The organism is Methylobacterium sp. Leaf118 (genome assembly GCF_920984675.1).
Taxonomy (GTDB): domain Bacteria; phylum Pseudomonadota; class Alphaproteobacteria; order Rhizobiales; family Beijerinckiaceae; genus Methylobacterium.
Genome location: NZ_CAKLBV010000009.1, coordinates 56,133 through 72,565, shown reverse-complemented (window position 1 = coordinate 72,565; position 16,433 = coordinate 56,133). Strand labels below are relative to the sequence as shown.

The 16,433-nt window shown below is 74.0% G+C and carries 14 protein-coding genes and 1 pseudogene; 4 read left to right on the top strand and 11 right to left on the bottom strand.

Translation table 11 applies throughout. The features are described 5' to 3' along the window. Window positions 1–71 precede the first annotated feature (71 nt). Genes LW587_RS06190 through LW587_RS06170 form a run of 5 tightly spaced genes read right to left on the bottom strand, consistent with a single transcriptional unit; the run spans window position 72 to window position 6,281 of the window. Window positions 72–1,127 (bottom strand): glycosyltransferase, encoded by a 1,056-nt coding sequence (locus LW587_RS06190; RefSeq protein ID WP_232628717.1) that lies wholly within the window; start codon window positions 1,125–1,127, stop codon window positions 72–74. Further along, on the bottom strand, window positions 1,124–2,071 hold the full coding sequence (locus tag LW587_RS06185) for a glycosyltransferase family 2 protein (RefSeq protein WP_232628716.1): 948 nt from the start codon (window positions 2,069–2,071) through the stop codon (window positions 1,124–1,126). The genes LW587_RS06190 and LW587_RS06185 overlap by 4 nt, the downstream gene beginning before the upstream one ends. A gap of 44 nt (window positions 2,072–2,115) precedes the next feature. Beyond that, complete coding sequence (locus tag LW587_RS06180; protein ID WP_232628715.1) at window positions 2,116–3,288, bottom strand: glycosyltransferase; 1,173 nt, start codon at window positions 3,286–3,288, stop codon at window positions 2,116–2,118. A gap of 32 nt (window positions 3,289–3,320) precedes the next feature. Further along, entirely contained in the window at window positions 3,321–4,211 is an 891-nt protein-coding gene (locus tag LW587_RS06175; RefSeq protein WP_232628714.1) for a glycosyltransferase family 2 protein, read from the bottom strand. Between the two features lie 15 nt (window positions 4,212–4,226). Then, the gene (locus LW587_RS06170) at window positions 4,227–6,281 is read right to left on the bottom strand and encodes an HAD-IIB family hydrolase (RefSeq protein WP_232628713.1); all 2,055 of its coding nucleotides are present in this window, start codon (window positions 6,279–6,281) and stop codon (window positions 4,227–4,229) included. 58 nt (window positions 6,282–6,339) lie between these two features. On the opposite strand from LW587_RS06170, the gene LW587_RS06165 reads away from it, so the two are divergent. Both LW587_RS06165 and LW587_RS06160 read left to right on the top strand, forming a co-directional pair. Next, complete coding sequence (locus tag LW587_RS06165; RefSeq protein ID WP_332839823.1) at window positions 6,340–7,380, top strand: glycosyltransferase family 4 protein; 1,041 nt, start codon at window positions 6,340–6,342, stop codon at window positions 7,378–7,380. Beyond that, a pseudogene (locus LW587_RS06160) lies at window positions 7,380–8,514 on the top strand (glycosyltransferase family 4 protein). Before LW587_RS06165 ends, LW587_RS06160 begins: the two are co-directional and overlap by 1 nt. Before the next feature lie 55 nt (window positions 8,515–8,569). Here the strand turns inward: LW587_RS06160 and LW587_RS06155 are convergent. Then, window positions 8,570–9,553: a hypothetical protein gene (locus LW587_RS06155; RefSeq protein ID WP_232628711.1), complete on the bottom strand. Its 984-nt coding sequence runs from the start codon at window positions 9,551–9,553 to the stop codon at window positions 8,570–8,572. 121 nt (window positions 9,554–9,674) lie between these two features. On the opposite strand from LW587_RS06155, the gene LW587_RS06150 reads away from it, so the two are divergent. After that, window positions 9,675–10,322: a hypothetical protein gene (locus LW587_RS06150; RefSeq protein ID WP_442919094.1), complete on the top strand. Its 648-nt coding sequence runs from the start codon at window positions 9,675–9,677 to the stop codon at window positions 10,320–10,322. A 9-nt stretch (window positions 10,323–10,331) separates the two neighbouring features. Continuing rightward, window positions 10,332–10,976 carry a hypothetical protein gene (locus LW587_RS06145; RefSeq protein ID WP_232628710.1) on the top strand — a complete coding sequence of 215 codons (645 nt, stop codon included), beginning with the start codon at window positions 10,332–10,334 and terminating at the stop codon, window positions 10,974–10,976. 97 nt (window positions 10,977–11,073) lie between these two features. On the opposite strand, the gene atzF is transcribed toward LW587_RS06145, so the two are convergent. From atzF to LW587_RS06120, 5 genes are read right to left on the bottom strand one after another with little or no spacing between them, the layout of a single operon-like run. After that, window positions 11,074–12,924 (bottom strand): allophanate hydrolase, encoded by a 1,851-nt coding sequence (gene atzF, locus LW587_RS06140; protein ID WP_232628709.1) that lies wholly within the window; start codon window positions 12,922–12,924, stop codon window positions 11,074–11,076. 22 nt (window positions 12,925–12,946) lie between these two features. Beyond that, window positions 12,947–13,777 (bottom strand): alpha/beta hydrolase, encoded by an 831-nt coding sequence (locus LW587_RS06135; protein ID WP_232628708.1) that lies wholly within the window; start codon window positions 13,775–13,777, stop codon window positions 12,947–12,949. Then, on the bottom strand, window positions 13,777–14,556 hold the full coding sequence (locus LW587_RS06130; RefSeq protein WP_232628707.1) for an ABC transporter ATP-binding protein: 780 nt from the start codon (window positions 14,554–14,556) through the stop codon (window positions 13,777–13,779). The genes LW587_RS06135 and LW587_RS06130 overlap by 1 nt, the downstream gene beginning before the upstream one ends. Next, on the bottom strand, window positions 14,549–15,439 hold the full coding sequence (locus tag LW587_RS06125) for an ABC transporter permease (protein ID WP_232628706.1): 891 nt from the start codon (window positions 15,437–15,439) through the stop codon (window positions 14,549–14,551). Before LW587_RS06125 ends, LW587_RS06130 begins: the two co-directional genes overlap by 8 nt. Further along, window positions 15,436–16,392, bottom strand: coding sequence for an ABC transporter substrate-binding protein (locus LW587_RS06120; RefSeq protein ID WP_232628705.1), 957 nt, complete (start codon window positions 16,390–16,392; stop codon window positions 15,436–15,438). Before LW587_RS06120 ends, LW587_RS06125 begins: the two co-directional genes overlap by 4 nt. Window positions 16,393–16,433: the final 41 nt, after the last annotated feature.

Below are 16,433 nucleotides of genomic sequence, written 5' to 3'. Positions count from 1 at the left end.
ATGAGCCGCGACGCCGGTCCTCTCGCGGGCCTCGGCATGCCGCGCTGATCCCGCCCCGGGGCGGACAAACCTCAGCCGGCGCGGGCCTGAGCGTAGAGGGCCTCGCACCGGTCGAGCCACAGGTCGCGGGTGAACAGGCGTCGGACGCGGGCGTGCGGGACCGTGCGCGGAATCGCCAAAGCCGCGCCGATGGCATCCGCGAGAGCCGCCTCGTCTCCGGGCGCGACGAGACAGCCGGCCTCGCCGACGACCTCCGCGGCCGCCCCCCGGGCGATCCCGGCGACCGGGAGGCCGCAGGCCATCGCCTCGACCGCCACCAGACCGAACGGCTCGTCCCAGCACGGGGTGAACAGGAAGACGGAGGCGCGGCCGATCGCGCGGGCGAGGGCGGCGCCGTCGCGATGGCCGCCGTAGCGGATCGGGCCGCCGAGATGCGGGGCGACGTCGCGCTCCCAGTAATCGGGCGCCTCGATCGGTCCGTAGAGGGTCAGCGGCAGTCCCGCCCGCCGGGCCGCCGCGACGGCGAGATGCGGGCCCTTGACCGGCGTGATCCGCCCGCACCAGACGGCGCTGCCGTCGCCCTGCGCCTGGAAGGGCCAGGCGGCGGGATCGATCCCGTTGGGGAGCACCGAGACCTGCGGCGGCGCGCCGGCCGGCCACCACGCCGCGACCTGCGCCCGCGACGTCGCGGTGATCCGGTGGCCGGGCGTGACGCTCTCCTGCACGAACCAGCGCAGGGCGTCGTAGGGCGGCACGTGCAGGGAGGTCACCGTCGGCACGGCGGCAATGCGGCGCCGCTCCAGCGGCAGCCGGCTCAGGCTGTTGTTGTGCAGCACGTCGAAGCCGCCGGCGGCGATCCGGTCGCAGGCGGTCCGGTAGCCCGCATCGACATGCGCCGTCAGGTCCGGATCGCCCCGGTGCTCCCGCCCCGGGAAGCCCTGCTCGTGATGCACCGGGATCACCGGGTCGATCGCGAAGCGCCGGTCGCTGTCCCCGGCGGCGAACAGCACGACCGCGTGGCCCCGCGCCGTCAGCCCCTCGGCGAGGTGCCAGGTATAGGCCTCCAGGCCGCCGGCAAAGGGGGGTGCGATCGGATGGCGGAGATGGGCGAGGAGGGCGATCCTCACGCCGTCACCGGCAGGGCGGCCGGCTCCGCGGCGGCGTCCCGCTCGCGGGCGCGGGCCTCCAGGTGCCGGATGACGGAGGCCGCGTTGGTGTAGGGCTGGTGGCTCTGCTGCCCGGTCAGCGCGAGATCCGCCGCATCGGGCCGGCGCAGGATCCGGATCGGCCGGTCGGGCGTGTCATCGATCAGGCCCATCACCTTGAAGGCGTAGAGCCAGTGGCCCATGGTGCGGTAGCCCCACTTGGCCTCGAACAGCTCGGCATTGCGCACCACGCTGTCGAGATGGTGGATCGGCGGCATGTGGTGCGGATGGTGCTGGTGATAGGCCAGCGCGCCCTTCATCCAGGCGATGGGGATGCCGCGCCGGTCCAGGGTCTTGCCGAAATCGGTGTCCTCGCCGCCATAGCCCCGGTAGCGCTCGTCGAAGCCGCCGACCGCCGTGAAGGTCGCCCGCCGGATCGCGAAGTTGAGCGACCAGAAGCACCGGTAATCGTTGCAGATCTCGAGGCCCGCGGCCGGCGGCCCTCGCCGGTCGGAATGCTTCTCCGCGACCCGGGCGAGGTCGGGGAAATCCCACGGCCCCCGCGTCGCCTGCGCGGGCAGGTGCAGGACCTCGCCCATCAGGAGGCCGTCGAGGTCCGACAGGCCGCGCGCGTACTCGGCCACGAAACCGGGGGTGGGGATGCAATCGACGTCGAGGAAGGCGACGAGATCGCCGGAGGCGGCCGCGACGCCGCGGTTGCGGGCGGCCGCGAGCGGCAGCTCGGTGCCGTGCACGGGGATCTGGCGCACCGGGAAGCCGACCTCCGGCAGGTCGTAGGGGGCGTCCTGCATCACGGCGACGATGAACTCGGCGGGCTTGTGGGTCTGGCGCTCCAGCCCGCGCAGGACGTTGCGCAGATGCGCGGGCCGCCCCTGGGCCAGGGTGACGACGGAAACGGTGGACATGCGGGGGATAGGCTCCGGCAAACGGGACGGATCGGGGAGGGTGCTCAGCCGGCCGCGACGACGCGCAGCGGGGCGGATTCCGGCGGCGCGCCGACGGCTTCGAGCGGCGCGCCCACGGTCTGGCCCTGCCAGAGTTCGTCGGTCAGGCCTTCGAGCCAGCCCGCGGCCCGCGCCGCCGCGTCGGGCGCGTAGAGGCTGCGCAGGACGCTCCCGTCGAGGCCGCGGGCGCGGGCGAGGAGATCGCGCCAGCCCGCGAGGTCGCCGGGCCATTGCGGGGCCCGGACCGCCGCGCCGAGGCGGACCAACGCCTCGGCCTTCCGGGTCTGCTCGCCGAAATAGCGCCATTCGGGCATCACGATGAGGCGCCCGCCGACGCGGGCCACCTCGTGCACTGTGTTGTCGCCGGCCGACGCCACCACGATGTCGGCGGCCGCGAGGTGGTCGGTCACGGACGGCACCCAGCCGAGTTCGCGCAGGTTGGAGAAATTGGTCTCGTGGCCCTCGCGGTGGGTCGGCCCCAGGGTCAGCCACAAGGCCTCGGGCGCGGCGCGGGCCGCGACCGTCAGGGGCGCGTAGGGCGTGCCGCTGCCGCCGCCCCCGGTGACCGCGACGACGATCTCGCGGGTCGGATCGAGACCGAGCCGCGCCCGCGCCTCCGCCCGGTCGGGCACCCGGTCGACGCTGGTGCAGAGGCCGCCGCTATAGAAGGTCTTCCGGCGCAGATGCGCCGGGTAATCGTCCTGTTCGAGCCGCTCGTCGAAGGGCGCGAGCATGCCGATGCAGGCCTCGTAGGCGCCGACATGGCCGAGATCGCCCCGGTCGCCATGCATCCGGATCTGCACGGCGGGCACGCTGGCGATCCGCGCCAGCAGCGCGATCTCGGCGGAGACATCGACCACGAACAGCCCGACCTCGCGCGCGTCGAGATGGTCGAGGATGGTCCGCATGGTCCGGCGCATCGCGGCCAGGCCAAGGGGCACGCAATGCATCACCGGCGGCGTCGGCTCGGCGTAGAGGCGCGGCGTCGGCACCGTCGCGCCGATCATGTTCGGAAGCGCCACGATCTCGATGTCGCGGGAGAAGCCGTCGAACAAGGACGGGTCGGCGGTCAGCACCGAGACCGGACGGTCGCGGGCGAATTCGGCGGCGACCGCCATGGTGCGGTGGGCGTGGCCGCGGCCCTGGTGGTGGACGAAGAACGCGATGGGTTTTTTCATGGCGGGACCGGCATTCCGGGAAAACGGGGCAGCTAGGAGAAGAGGGCTCGGGGCCGCAGGGCGGCGGCGATCTCGTCCGCGCTCGGGGGGCGCAGCAGGCGGATCGCCGGGGCTGTCTCGTCCCAGGCGATGAGGCCGGCGGCGGAAAACTGTTCGAGCCAGTAGGTCATGCACCAGTGCCCGTGCCGCGCGTGAAAGCGGGTCGCGTTGGCCAGGATCGCCGAGAAATGCTGGAGCGGCGGCACGTGGACCGGGTGGTGCTGGTGGTAGGCGCGCGCCCCCGCGACCCAGAAGGTCGGCAGCCCCGACGCGGCGAGCCGGGCGGCGAGGTCGGTCTCCTCGCCACCGTAGCCGACGTAACCCTCGTCCATCCCGCCGACAGCCCGCCAGGCCGCGGCCGGCAGGGCGAAGGACAGGCCCCAGAGCTGTCCCGGATCGGGCTCCCGCCGCAGTCCGAACGCCGGCACCGGGGGCCGGGCCGGGTGGGGACGGGCGAGGCGGTCGAGCGTGGCGGGATCGGGGTCGGTGCCGACCGGGATCGCATCCGGGGGCAGGTACAGCACCTCGCCCAGGAACAGGCCGCGCTCGGCGTCGGCCGCGGCGGCATAGGCGGCGATCAGGCCGGGCGACGGGATGCAATCCACGTCGAGGAAGACGAGGCGATCGCCGCCGGCCGCCTCGGCCGCCCGGTTGCGCGCGGCGGCGAGCGGCATCGGCTCGCCCGGCACGGGGCGATGGCGCACGGGGCAGCCGGGATCGGGCAGGTCGGGCGCGGGCTCCGGCTGCATCCAGGCGATCACCAGTTCGCGTGGACGGGCCGTCTGGCGGGCGAGCCCGCGCATGAGGTTGCGCAGCCGGTCGGCCCGGCCGCGGACCAGGGTGAGCACACTCGTCGAGACGGGAGGGACGGGACCGCCGGTCACGCGGCAGCGCCGGACTTACGACGCATAGGCCAAAGCCCGGCGGAAATGCAGCACGCCCTCGATGATGCCGCGGGCATGCGAGGCGCGGGCGACGTAGGAATGGGCGAGGGCCGCGTGGGTGGCGAGGCCGTCGGAGTGGTTGGCGACGATGATCGCCTGGACGCGGTCGCGCAGCATCTCGAAGTCGTTGCCGGAATCACCCGCCACGAACACCGCCTGCTCGGGCAGGCCGTAGAGGGCGCGGACGTGATCGACCGCCGCCCCCTTCGAGGCTGCGGCGGGCAGGACGTCGAGATAGCGCCCGTGGCTGTGGATCACGTTCGCGGTCAGGCCCGCTTGCCCGAGGCGGTCGCGCACCTGCTGCGCGGTGTCCCCGTCGCCGAAGAAACTCCGCTTGTGCGAACGCTGCTCCAGGGGGCCCTGCGGAACGAGCCCGTCGAGCCGGCGCAGCGCCGCGTCGATCCCCTCCCGGTCCCAGCCGTCCGAGACCGCCGCCCGCCACGGGGCGTCCGCCGTGTAGGTCACGCCGTTGGCGTCGAGGTGGTAGATCTCCGAGCCGACCGAGGTGATCATCACCTGCGGCCGCGGGCTGTCCTGCTGCTCCAGCACCGCCATCGCGCTGTGGAACGAGCGGCCGGTGGCGACGCCGAAGGCCAGCCCGGTCTGCCGGCTGCGCCAGCGCCGGAAGGTCGCAAGCGCGGATTCGCAGCCCACCAAGGTGTTGTCGATATCGCAGATCAGGAGCTGGCGCGGGCAGCCCAGGGGCGGGTCGCGGGCGAGCAGCGCGGCCAGCAGGGCGTGGTAGCGAGCGGCGTGCCGGCCCCAGTCATAGGCGGCGGCGGCCCGCGCCCCTCCGGCGACGCACGCCGCGCGGAAGGCCGCGTCCGTGAGGATGTGCAGGCAGGCGGCGGCGATGGAGGCGGGCGCCCGCGGATCGACGAGCAGCCCGTTGCCGCAGGTCTCGACGATGTCGTTGGGGCCGCCGCTGTCGGTGGCGACCAGCGGCAGGCCGGCGGCGGAGGCCTCGAGCAGGGTCAGGCCGAACGGCTCGTTGAGCGCCGGATTGACGAACAGGCCGCCGCGCTCGCGGGCATAGGCGTAGATCGCCGGCACGTCGTCGGGGCGGTGCGTCTTCGGGTAGGCCACGCGCCCGTAGAGATCGTAGCGGTCGATCAGCACGAGGAGGTCGCGCATGGTCGCGGCCATGTCGCCGTCGAGGGTGTCGATGTCCTCCCGGGTGCCGGCGACGATCACGAGATTGGCGCTGGCCTGGAGCTCCGGGCTCTCGCCATAGGCCTGCACCAGGGCCGCGAGGTTCTTGCGCGCCACCGGTCGGGCAAGCGCCAGGAGCGGCGGCTTGTGCGGCGCGCGCAGGAAGCGGTCGATCGTGGCATCGACCCGCGGATGCGGGCGGCTCGCCGCGAAGCGGGCGAGGTCGCTGCCCGGCGGCAGGACGCGCACGCGGCCGGGATCGTAGGCGTCGTAGCCGCCATACTGCACTTCGGCCTCGTCCCGCGAGGAGGCGACGACGAGGGCGGCCCGGGCCAGAGCGGCCTCCTCGGTGGCGATCCGCTGCGCCAGTTCGGGGCGGAACGCCGCCGCGCCGCCGAGGGTCGCCGCCTTCACCCGCCCCAGGGAATGGGCCGTGAACACGAAGGGGATGCCGAGCCGGTCCTCGACGATGGCGGCCACCGCGGCGGCCTCGGCGTAATGCGCATGGAGGATGTCCGGTGCCCGCGCCTGACGCCCGATCCAGGCGACGAGATTCTCCGCATAGGTCGCGACCTCGCCGTGCATCTCCTCCTTCGCGCGATAGCCCGGCGATGCGCTGGCGAGCCGCAACAGCACGACCTTGTCGGCGATCCGCTCCTCGGGCACGGCGTAGTCGGGGCCGGGCGCGCCGTGGAACAGGCGCGTCGCCACGACGATTCGCGTCACGGCGGCATCCCGCGCGGACGCGCCGACGAGATCGAGCAGGTAGCGGATATGGCCGCCGGTATCGGCCGTCAGTCCGTAGACGACGTCGCTGCCGCGCAGGCAGCCCTGGAGGGCGACGTGTAGGACGAACATAGGATGGTCTATGGAACGGATCGCCCTGGACCGTATACATCATATGTAGGTGAAGCTGTTGCTCCGCGTCGCTCAAGTCGCCCCGAATATCTTTCCTGTTCCGCCGCAGCATCATGGCGGCACTGAAAGAATCGTCCACGACCTATCGTTGGCCTTGCGGAACCTGGGCGTCGAAGTGACGCTGTTCGCCCCGTCCGACAGCGTCACCGATCTGCCCCGCGTGGGCGACAACCCGAGTCTCGCAGCCCTGGAGCGGCGCTTCGGCCGGGTCGCGCCGGGCGTGCCCGCGGCGCTCGACGCGCTGCAGCTGGAGGCCCTGCGCCAGCGGCTCGACGACTTCGACATCGTGCATTGCCACGGCGAGTTCGCCCACGCGGCCCTGCTCGGGCCCCGGCGGCGCCACAGCCTCACCACGGTGCATTGGCGCGTGGACGAACTCGACCGCGCGCTGTTCTTCGCCGGCTTTCCCGATCTGCCGGTGGCGGCGATCTCGGCGGCGCAGGCCGCGGGTCTGCCGGCCGCGAACCGGGCCGGCGTCGTGCATCACGGTCTCCGTGACGACCGCTACGCGCTGCGGACCGAGGCGGGCGCGCATGTGGCCTTCCTCGGCCGGATGACCGACCAGAAGCGGCCGGACACGGCGATCCGCGTCGCCCGCGCCGCGGGGTGTCCGATCCGCCTCGGGGGCACGATCGATGTCGGCAACCCCGACTATTTCGAGCGGAGGGTGCGGCCCCTGCTCGGGCCCGACGCCACCTATCTCGGGCCCCTGGACGACGCCGGCAAGAGCGCGTTGCTGGGGGAGGCCCGGGCGCTGCTGTTCCCCATCGACTGGCCCGAGCCCTTCGGCCTCGTGATGATCGAGGCGATGGCGCATGGCACGCCGGTGATCGCCTGGAACCGCGGCTCGGTCCCCGAGATCGTCGAGAACGGGGTGACCGGCTTCGTCGTCGCCTCGGAGGCCGAGGCCGTCGCGGCGCTCGCCCGGATCGACGGGCTCGACCGCCGGCAGGTGCGCCGCCGCTTCGAGGAACGCTTCACCGCCGAGCGCATGGCCCGCGACTACCTCGCCCTCTACCAGCGCCTGCGCGCCGCCTGATGCGGATCGCGCTGCTCGCCTGGGACTACCCGCCGGCCCCGAGCGGGCTCTCGACCGCGGCCCGCGAGATCGCCGAGAGCCTCGCGGAAGCGGGCCAGGACGTGACCGTGTTCACCGTCGACCGCACCGGCCGGGCGTGGGCCGGCGGCGTCGCGATCGAGGGCCTTGCGCTCGCGCCCGGCGGCGGGCTGGCGCGCCTGCGTCGATGGGGGGCGCTCGGGCATCTGGCCGCGCCGCTCGCCTTCCGGCGGGCCGTCCTGGCCGCCCATGCCCGCGCGCCCTTCGCCGTGATCGAGGCGACGAACTGGTACGCCCCGGCCGTGCAGCTCGACGCCCGCCGCCTTCACCCGAGAGGGCGGCGCCGGGCCCCGCGACCGCCTCGACGGTCTCGCCGCCGACGCGCTGGAGCGGCGGCAGGCGCGGGGCAGCGCCGGCCTCATCGCCAACACCGCCGCGCACGGGGCGGTGATCGCGCGGGCCTATCGCCTCTCCGGGCGCCAACCCTCCGCCGTGATCGGCCTCAGCCTGCCGCCGGAGATTCGGGCGAGCGCCCGCGCCGCCGCCTATCCGGAAACGGAGACGCCGCTGCGCCTGCTGTTCGTCGGGCGGGCAGAGGCGCGCAAGGGGTTCGATGCCCTGCTCGGCGCGGTCGCGATCCTGGCCGAGGAGCAAGCGCGGGGGACCCTGCCGGCCTTCCGCCTCGACCTCGTCGGCGTGCCACCGGAGGCGGTGCCGCCGGATCTGTCCGAGGCCGCGCGGCAGCGCATCCACGCCCGCGGCCGGATCGACGGGGCCCGGCTGGCGCAGGCCTATGCGGAGGCCCATGCGGTGCTCGCCCCCTCCCGCTACGAGAGTTTCGGCCTCGTCTATCAGGAGGCCATGGCCTATGGCCGGCCGGTCGTCGCCTGCGCCGAGGATGCGAGCGCCCGCGCCTTCGTCGGAGCGCCGAGCGCGGGACCGCTCGCGCAGGCTGCCACCGGCCCGGCGCTGGCCGACGCCCTGCGTCCGCTCCTGCGCGATCCCGCCCTGCGGCGCGCCTACGCTGCGCGGGCGCTGGCGGCAGCCGGGCAGTTCGACCGGGCGAGCCTCGCGCGGGAGACCCTGGCACTCTACCAAGCCGCGCGGGGCGCCTGATCGGCGCGGCCGGACCGTCAGGGACCCGGTCCCAACCTTTGGGGGCCGAGGGCCCTCACTCGCGGTAGGGGCGCAGCAGCGCCTCGGCCTCCTCCGGGCGGCCACGGCCGGGGTCCAGCGTCTCGTAGATCCGCGAGCGGGCCTCGACATGGGCGCGGCTCAAGCGATGCTCGATCCCGCCATGCAGGGCGATGAGGCTCTCGCGCCAGCCGCCGGCGAGACAGGGCCGCTCGTGGACGCGACCGGCATAGGTCACGTCGCGGCGGTTCAAGCGGTACTGCACGTCCGGGTAGACGTCGGAGAGGACGCCGTCGACGCGGTTCCTCCGTGCCAGCCCGATCGAGCGGACGGCGCCGTCCTCGGCGAGCGCGGCGAGCGGCGGCAACAGCCGGCCCGCCGCCGGAGCGAGCGCCTCGTCGGCATCGAGCTGCAGCATCCAGGGGTGGCGGGCCAGGGCCTGAAGGGCGTTGCGCTGCGCGGCGAAGTCGCCGGAGAGCGGCCGGGCGGCCACGCGCACGGCGCCGTCCGTGAATCCGGGCACCGCGACCGCTCGGGGGGCGGCATCTTCCCCATCGAGCAGGATCGCCACGTCGTCGGTCCAGCCCGCCTGCGCCGGCAGGCGCGCCAGCACCGCGTCCCGCTCGTCGCCCCGGCAAAGGAGCCCGAGGGAGACCGGGCGCGTCTCGGCCGCGTCGAGCGGGTAGAGCTCCGCCCGCGCGGCGCGCTCCGCATGGGGATGCCGCAGCGCCGCGCGGTCCGCCGCCTCGAGCGGGCGGAGGCCGCGTCCGAACCGGGTCGCGGCACTGCGCACGGTGTAGAGGTCGAGCCCGTAGGACGCGTGCCGATCGGGCACGAACAACGCCCCGGCGAGAGCCCGGGCCAGGTGCTCGCGGCAGCGGGCGGCCTCCGCGTCGCCCTCGAGCAGGACCCCGCAGGCGCCGCAGGCCCACGGGAACGCGCGGCGCCCCCCCTCCGGATAGATCAGGTGCCGCGCGCTCGGCGCCACCATGTCGGCGTCGCAGACGAAGCACCGGCGCATGCGCGTCACGTCGGGTTGCCTCCCCTGCGGCACCTCGGCGGGTCCTGGCCCCATCGAACCGGCGCCCGACCTCGGCGGTTCCCCGAGCCCCAGTCCCCATGCCCCCCGAGTCCCCGCCCCGGTGTCCATCGACATTCCCCCATTCCCCCCCCCGATCCCCGCCGGGCGCGACGGGTGTCCGGCCACCGGGTCCCTCGCCGTCGTCGGCAATGCGCCGGAGATCCGTGCGGCGGCCGGCGCCATCGACGCGGCGGCCTGCGTCGTGCGCTTCAACAACGCGGCGGGCTTCGGGGGGCCGACCGGCGCCCGGGTGACGCATCTCGCCCTGGTCAACCGCGGCGGCCAGATGCGCGAATGGCTAGCGGATCGGCACTTCCTGGAGCGGCCCGTGGTCCGGGCGGCGCAGGCCTTCATCCTACCCTTCCCGATGCTGCCGGAAGCGCAGAACCGCCCCGAGCCGATCTGCTGGACCCGCGAGGCCCTGGCGCGGCTACGCCCGCTGGGTCGGCCGATCCACATCCTGCCGGACGCGCTGCACGAGCGGGCGCGGGGCCTGCTCGCCTCCCGCCCGAACCGGCCCCCGAACCCGAGCACCGGCTTCCTCGTGACGCTGGCGCTCCTGCTCGCCCGCTCCCGCGGGGCCGCCCCGATCCAGGCCTACGGCTTCGGCTTCGACGGCTGGCCCGGCCACCCTTGGGCGGCCGAGCGCGCGTGGTTCGCGGAGAATCAGGCGGCCGGGCGCCTGCACCTCCATTCCCTGCACGGATGATGGGGATTCATGTCCACGCTGATCACGGTGCTGAAGGGCGGCGGTCGCTACGACGCGACCTGGGTCGAGCGGCTGGCCCGCGGCGTGCGCCGCCACGCGCCGGCCTTCACGCGCATCCTCTGCCTGACCGACCTGCCGCTCGCGGTCGAGGGCGTCGCGCGCGTGCCCCTGCGGCACGACTGGCCGGCCTGGTGGGCGAAGATGGAGGCGTTCCGGCCCGGTCTCGCCGAGGGCACGGCGCTCCTGTGCGACCTCGACACCGTCCTCACCGGCCCCGCCGACGCCCTGGCCGCGCCCGGCCTCGCGGCGATGGAGGATTACTTCCACAAGGGGCGTCTCTCCAGCGCCCTGCTGCGCTGGGACGGCGACGCGCTCGCCGGGCTCTACGCGCGGTTCGCGGCCGAGCCCGCGCGCTGGATGGCGCCCGGCTGCTGCGGCCCGGTGCCCAACGCGGTGCATGGCGATCAGGTCGTCATCGACCACCTCTTGCGCCGGGACGGCGTCCGCCCGCGCTTCTTCCAAGAGATCGCGCCGGACCTGCTCGACTTCTACGACCCCCGGCGCGACGTCCACGGTCCGGTCGTGGTCTTCATCGGCGACGCCAAGCCCGACACCGCCCACGGCCCGGTTCACGCGGCCTGGATCGGCGCCTGACCGGGGTCTCGGCCGGTTTGGGACGGGCGGAGGGCTCCGAGCGCGTCGGCCCGAGAACGGAGAGACCCGTCCCCGATCCGATCGCCGAGCCCCGTCTCTACGCGACGTGGCGAGACCGTTGCCCGGCCGCCTCGGGCGGGGGCGCTCCCTCGCTCTGGGCGGCGAGGTAACGCCGCCAGCCGCCGTAGCCGGTGATGTCCGTCCCCGCGCCGATCCCTTCGGACTCGACCAGAAATCCCTTCGGGCGGGTGCCGTCGGCGAGGTGAAGGGTGCCGATGCCGAGGGGGGCCGGGATGGCGGCCACGAAGCGGCCGAAGGCGGCCGGCGACAGGGCCCAGACTTCCGCCGCGATGGCGGCGCCCGCCCCGGCCGCGACCCGCAGCAGACCCGGCCGCCGGGGCGGGCCACCGGGCAGCGCGTAGAGGCGGTAGTCCGACCGCGTCTCGCCCGCCCGCAGGAACCGGGCCCCGAGGCCGGTCAGCTCGCGGTTGAGTGGCAGGCCCGACAGATGCGCGCCGATCACCGCGAGCTCGATCTCGTCCGGTCCCGCGCTCGCCGGCCCGGCCGGCGGCGCCGGCACCGACGCCCCGCTCGCGCCGAGGGGGATTCCGGCCGCCGCGTGGAGGCGGGCCCCCAGGGCGGCCAGGAGCCCGTCCCGGCCGCGGGGGGCGATCAGCGTGAGGCCCGCCGGAAGGCCGTCAGTCCGGAAGCGGCCCGGCACCGCCAGCGCGCAGAGATCGAGCAGGTTGACGAAGTTCGTGTAGGTCCCGAGCTCGCTGTTGGGCCCGATCGGGTCGGCCTCGAGGGCGGCACAGGTAATTGGCCGCGGAAAGGTCGGCACCATCAAGACGTCGATCTGCGCCCACAGGGCTTCCGCGGCCCGGCGCAGCTCCGCCAGCCGGTAGAGGCCGGCGAAGGCGTCGGCGGCGCTGAAGCCCGTGGCCCGGCCGATCACCGCGCGGGTGGTCGGGTGCAGGGCCTCGGGCCGCGTCTCGATGAGCGCGCGGATCGCCTGATACCGCTCGGCGACCCAGGGGCCGTCGTAGAGGAGGGCGGCGGTGGCGAACATCGGCGCGAGATCGACCGCTTCCGCGGGGCCGGCGAGGGAGGCGAGGTCGTCCATCCCCGCCGCGAAGGCCGCCGCCGACAGGGGATCGCCGCCGAAGCGCAGGCTCGCGTCATCCGGCACGCCGACCCGCAGGCCGGGGGGAAGGCCGGGCGGCGGGGGCGGAACCGGCAGGTCGCGGGAATAGGGGTCGGCGGCGTCGAAGCCCGCCATGACCCGGAAGACCCGGTCGGCATCCGCCACCGTGCCGGCGAAGACCGAGATGGTGTCGAGGGTCCGGCAGGCCGGCAGCAGGCCCCGGCTCGACACGGAGCCGAGGGAGGGCTTGAGCCCGACCACGTTGTTGAGGCCCGCCGGCACCCGCCCGGACCCCGCCGTGTCGGTGCCGAGGGCGAAGGCGACGAGCCCGTGCGCGACCGCGACCGCCGAGCCGCTGCTCGAGCCGCCGGGCACGAGGCCCGGGTTCAGGGCGTTGCGCGGGGCCGGATGGGGCGTGCGCAGGCCGACGAGGCCGGTGGCGAACTGGTCGAGATTGGTCTTGCCGATCAGGATCGCGCCCGCGGCGAGCAGGCGCACGATCGCCGGCGCGGTCTCGGCCGCCGTGTGGGCGAAATCCGGGCAGGCCGCGGTGGTGGCCAGGCCGGCGACGTCGAGATTGTCCTTGACCGCGAAGGGCACGCCCCAGAGCGGCTGGGCTTCGGGATCGAACGCCCCGAGCGCCTCGGCGGCGGCCACGGCGTCGGCCTCGGGCAGCAGGGTCAGGAAGATGCCCGGATCGTCGATCTCCGCGAGGCGACGGTAGGTCTCGGCCAGAACCGCTCTCGGGTGGAGGCCGGCCGCGTAGGCCGCATGCAGGGCGGAGATGGTCGGGAAGGGAGGCACGGTCCGTCCTCGTTTTCGCGTGTCACAGGCCCGCGAGGCGGGCGGCTTCTCGGGCGATGCGCCCGTCGGGCGCGATCAGGGCGTCGAGCACCCGGAAGTGGTCGGCCCCCGGCACCACATGGCGCTCGCCCGCGAGGCCCAGCGCCCGGCGGGCGGCGTGATAAGCCTCGGATTGGCGGCACAGCGCGGGCAGTTCGGCCCCGCCATAGATCACCGAGACCGGAGGCCCGCTTGGGGCAAGGCGGCGGATCGGCGAGAGCTCGGCCACCTCCGCCTCGGTGAGATCGAGCGCGTCGTCGAGGGCGGTGGCGGCGATCGGTTCGAGATCGAAGATCCCGCTCACCGCCAGGGCGGCATCGACCGTCTCCGCCGCCAGGGCGGTCATCAGGGCCGCGAGATGGCCGCCGGCCGACCAGCCCGCGACGACGAGGCGCCCCGCGCCGGTCTCCCGGCGCAGGAGGCGAAGCGCGGCCCCGATCTCCTCGGCGATCCGGGTGAGGCTCGCCTCCGGCGCCAGGGTGTAGCCGACGAGCGCCACGTCGAGGCCGAGGGCGAGCGGCCCCTCGGCCATGCAGGTGAAATCCTCGCGGGCGTTGCGCTGCCAGTAGCCGCCATGGACGAAGGCGAGGCAGGGTGCCTGCGGCGCGCCGCAGCGATAGAGATCGAGCGCCTGCCGTTGGGCGGGCCCGTAGGCGAGGCTGCGCCCCGCCGTGCCCTCGCGGAACGCGGCGCTGCGGGCGCGCCAGCCCGCCACGAGGGCGGCGCTGTCCCGGACCGCCCCCGTATTGTCGTAGGCCCGGGTCAGGGCGGCGCGGTCGAGGTCGCGCCAGCCGGGGGCGTCGAGGACGACCATCAGGCGGCCTTCGGCGCGTGGTGGCTGTGGAGCTGGGCCGACAGCATCCGGCGCAGATCGTTGAAGGCGGGGCTCGACACGTCCCGGCGCCGCGGCAGATCGACGGTGTGGACGGTCTCGATCCGGCCCGGTCCCGGCGACATCATCACGATCCGGTCGGCGAGAAAGATCGCCTCCTCGATGGCGTGGGTGACGAACAGCACGGTGAGGCCGGTCCGCGCCCACAGGTCGAGGAGTTCGTCCTGGAGCCGCTCGCGGGTCATGGCGTCGAGCGCCCCGAACGGCTCGTCCATCAGCACCATCTCGGCCTCGTTGGCGAGCACGCGGGCGATGGCCACGCGCTGCTTCATGCCGCCCGAGAGCTGGTGCGGATAGGCCTCGGCGAAGCGCCCGAGCCCGACCAGATCGATGTAGCGGCGCGCGGTGTCGCGGACCTCCGCCGCGGGGCGGCCCCGGGATTTCGGGCCGAAGCCGATGTTGTCATGCACCGAGAGCCAGGGGAACAGGCCGTAATCCTGGAAGACCATGCCGCGGCTCGGCGCGGGGCCGGCGATCGGCTTGCCCCACATCAGGGCCTCGCCGGAGCTCGGCGCCTCGAAGCCGGCGGCGATGCGCAGGAGGGTGGATTTCCCGCAGCCCGAGGCGCCCAGCAGGCAGACGAATTCCCCTCGCTGGACGGTGAGGCCGGCCCCGCGCAGGGCCTCGGTCCGGCGGCCCTGCGCCGTGTAGATCTTCGAAACGTCCCGGATCGTCAGGATCGGAATGGTGGGCTCAGCCATGGGAGGGGCTCCAGGAGAGGAGGCGGCGGCCGATGCGCATGACGACCCAGTCCGAGACGAAGCCGGCGACGCCGATCACGCCCATGCCGCAGATCACGATCTCGGTGCGGGAGAGCTGGCGCGCCTCCATGATGACGGCGCCCAGGCCCGTCTGGACGCCGGTCATCTCGCCGACCACGATCACCACCCAGGCGAAGCCGAGGCCGAGCCGCAGGCCGGTGAAGATCGAGGGGAGGGCGGCGGGCAGCACGACCCGGACGAACTGGGCCGGGCCGGTGCAGCCCAGCATCGCGGCCGCCTCGAACAGGCGCGGCTCCACCGAGCGCACCCCGAACACGGTGTTGATGAGGATCGGGTAGAAGGCCCCCAGGAACACGAGGAAGAACGCCGAGCCGGCCCCGAGCCCGAACAGGATCATGGCGAGCGGCAGCCACGCGGTGACGGGAATCGGCCGCAGGATCTGCAACACGGGATCGAGCAGCGCCCGGACCACGGGCACGCGCCCGATCATCAGGCCGAGCGGCAGGGCCGCCGCGGCGGCCAGGGCGAAGCCGCCATAGACCCGGGACAACGAGGCCCAGAGATGGGTCCACAGGGTGGCGCTGAAGGCGTCGTCGTTGATGCCGCCGAAGGCCATGTCGCGCAACGCCAGCCAGACTTCGGCGGGGGGCGGGACCAAGCTGTAGGGCCGGCCCGCGGTGGCGAAGTGCCAGAACGCGAGGATCGCCAGCGGCACCACCAGGGCGAGGGCCGGCCCGCGCAGGCGGTCGAGGACGCGGAACGGGGCGGCCGGCCACGCCGCCTTCGTCTGAGCCGGCAAGGAATCCGGCGAGGGGGCCGATATGTCGGCGGGGCGCATGGCGCCCTCGATCGCGGCGCTCATGCGTCCCTCATGGCGTCGACGAAGCGGGTGTCGATGAAGCCGTCCTCAGGCAGCCGCTTGATCTGCTTCATGGCCAGCATGCGCTCGGCATAGATCTTGGCCTGACGCACCTCGTCCGGCCCGAGCTTCCAGGTGAGTTCGACGTTCGGGGCCGAGAGCACCAGCGCGTCGCGCTTCTGGCCGAGCTTGGCCACCGCCATGGCGATCATCGCCTCCCGGTCCTTGGCGGCGAACTCGGTGGCCTTGCGGTGGATCTGCAGCATGGTGCGCACGAGGTCGGGCCGCTCGGCCAGCGTGTCCCGGTGGGCGCCGAACACCATGTTCAGCGAGCCCATCTCGGTGCCGTAGGGATACTCGACGAGTTGGCCGATGCCCGAGGCGAGGCTGACGCCGGGGGCGGGCTCGGCGCCGACATAGGCGTCGACATCGCCGCGGGCGAGGGCGAGATGCATCTCCGAGAAGGAGACGCGCACCGGCGTGATGTCCTTCACGGACAGCCCCTCCATACGCATCCGCTCCAGGGCGAACACCTCCTGCGTGCTGCCGGGCCAGATCGCCACTCGCTTGCCGCGCAGGTCCTTGATCGACCGGATGTCGGAATCCTTGCGGGCGATCACCCCCATGCCGCGGTTGCAGGTCGAGGCGATCACGACGATCGGCTCGCCCGCCGCCGCCCCGAGGGTCGCCGCCGCGAGGCCGAAGGTGCCGAAATCCACCGATTTGGTGACGACGGCGTTCTTACCCTCGGTCGGGCTCTCGAACGGGATGACCTCGACCCGCACGCCCTCGGGGGTGAAGCGCTCGTAGAAATGGGGTGCGATCGAGTGGATGAGCTTGAGCGAGCCCATCCGGATGACGGTGGGGGCGGCCTGCGCCCAGGCGGGGCGGACGGGCCACGAACTCGCGACGAGGCCGGTCCCGAGACCGGCGAGTAGGCTGCGGCGGTCGATCATCGGGCGGCTCCTGCATGTTCCGATGACCCGACCCTAGGAAG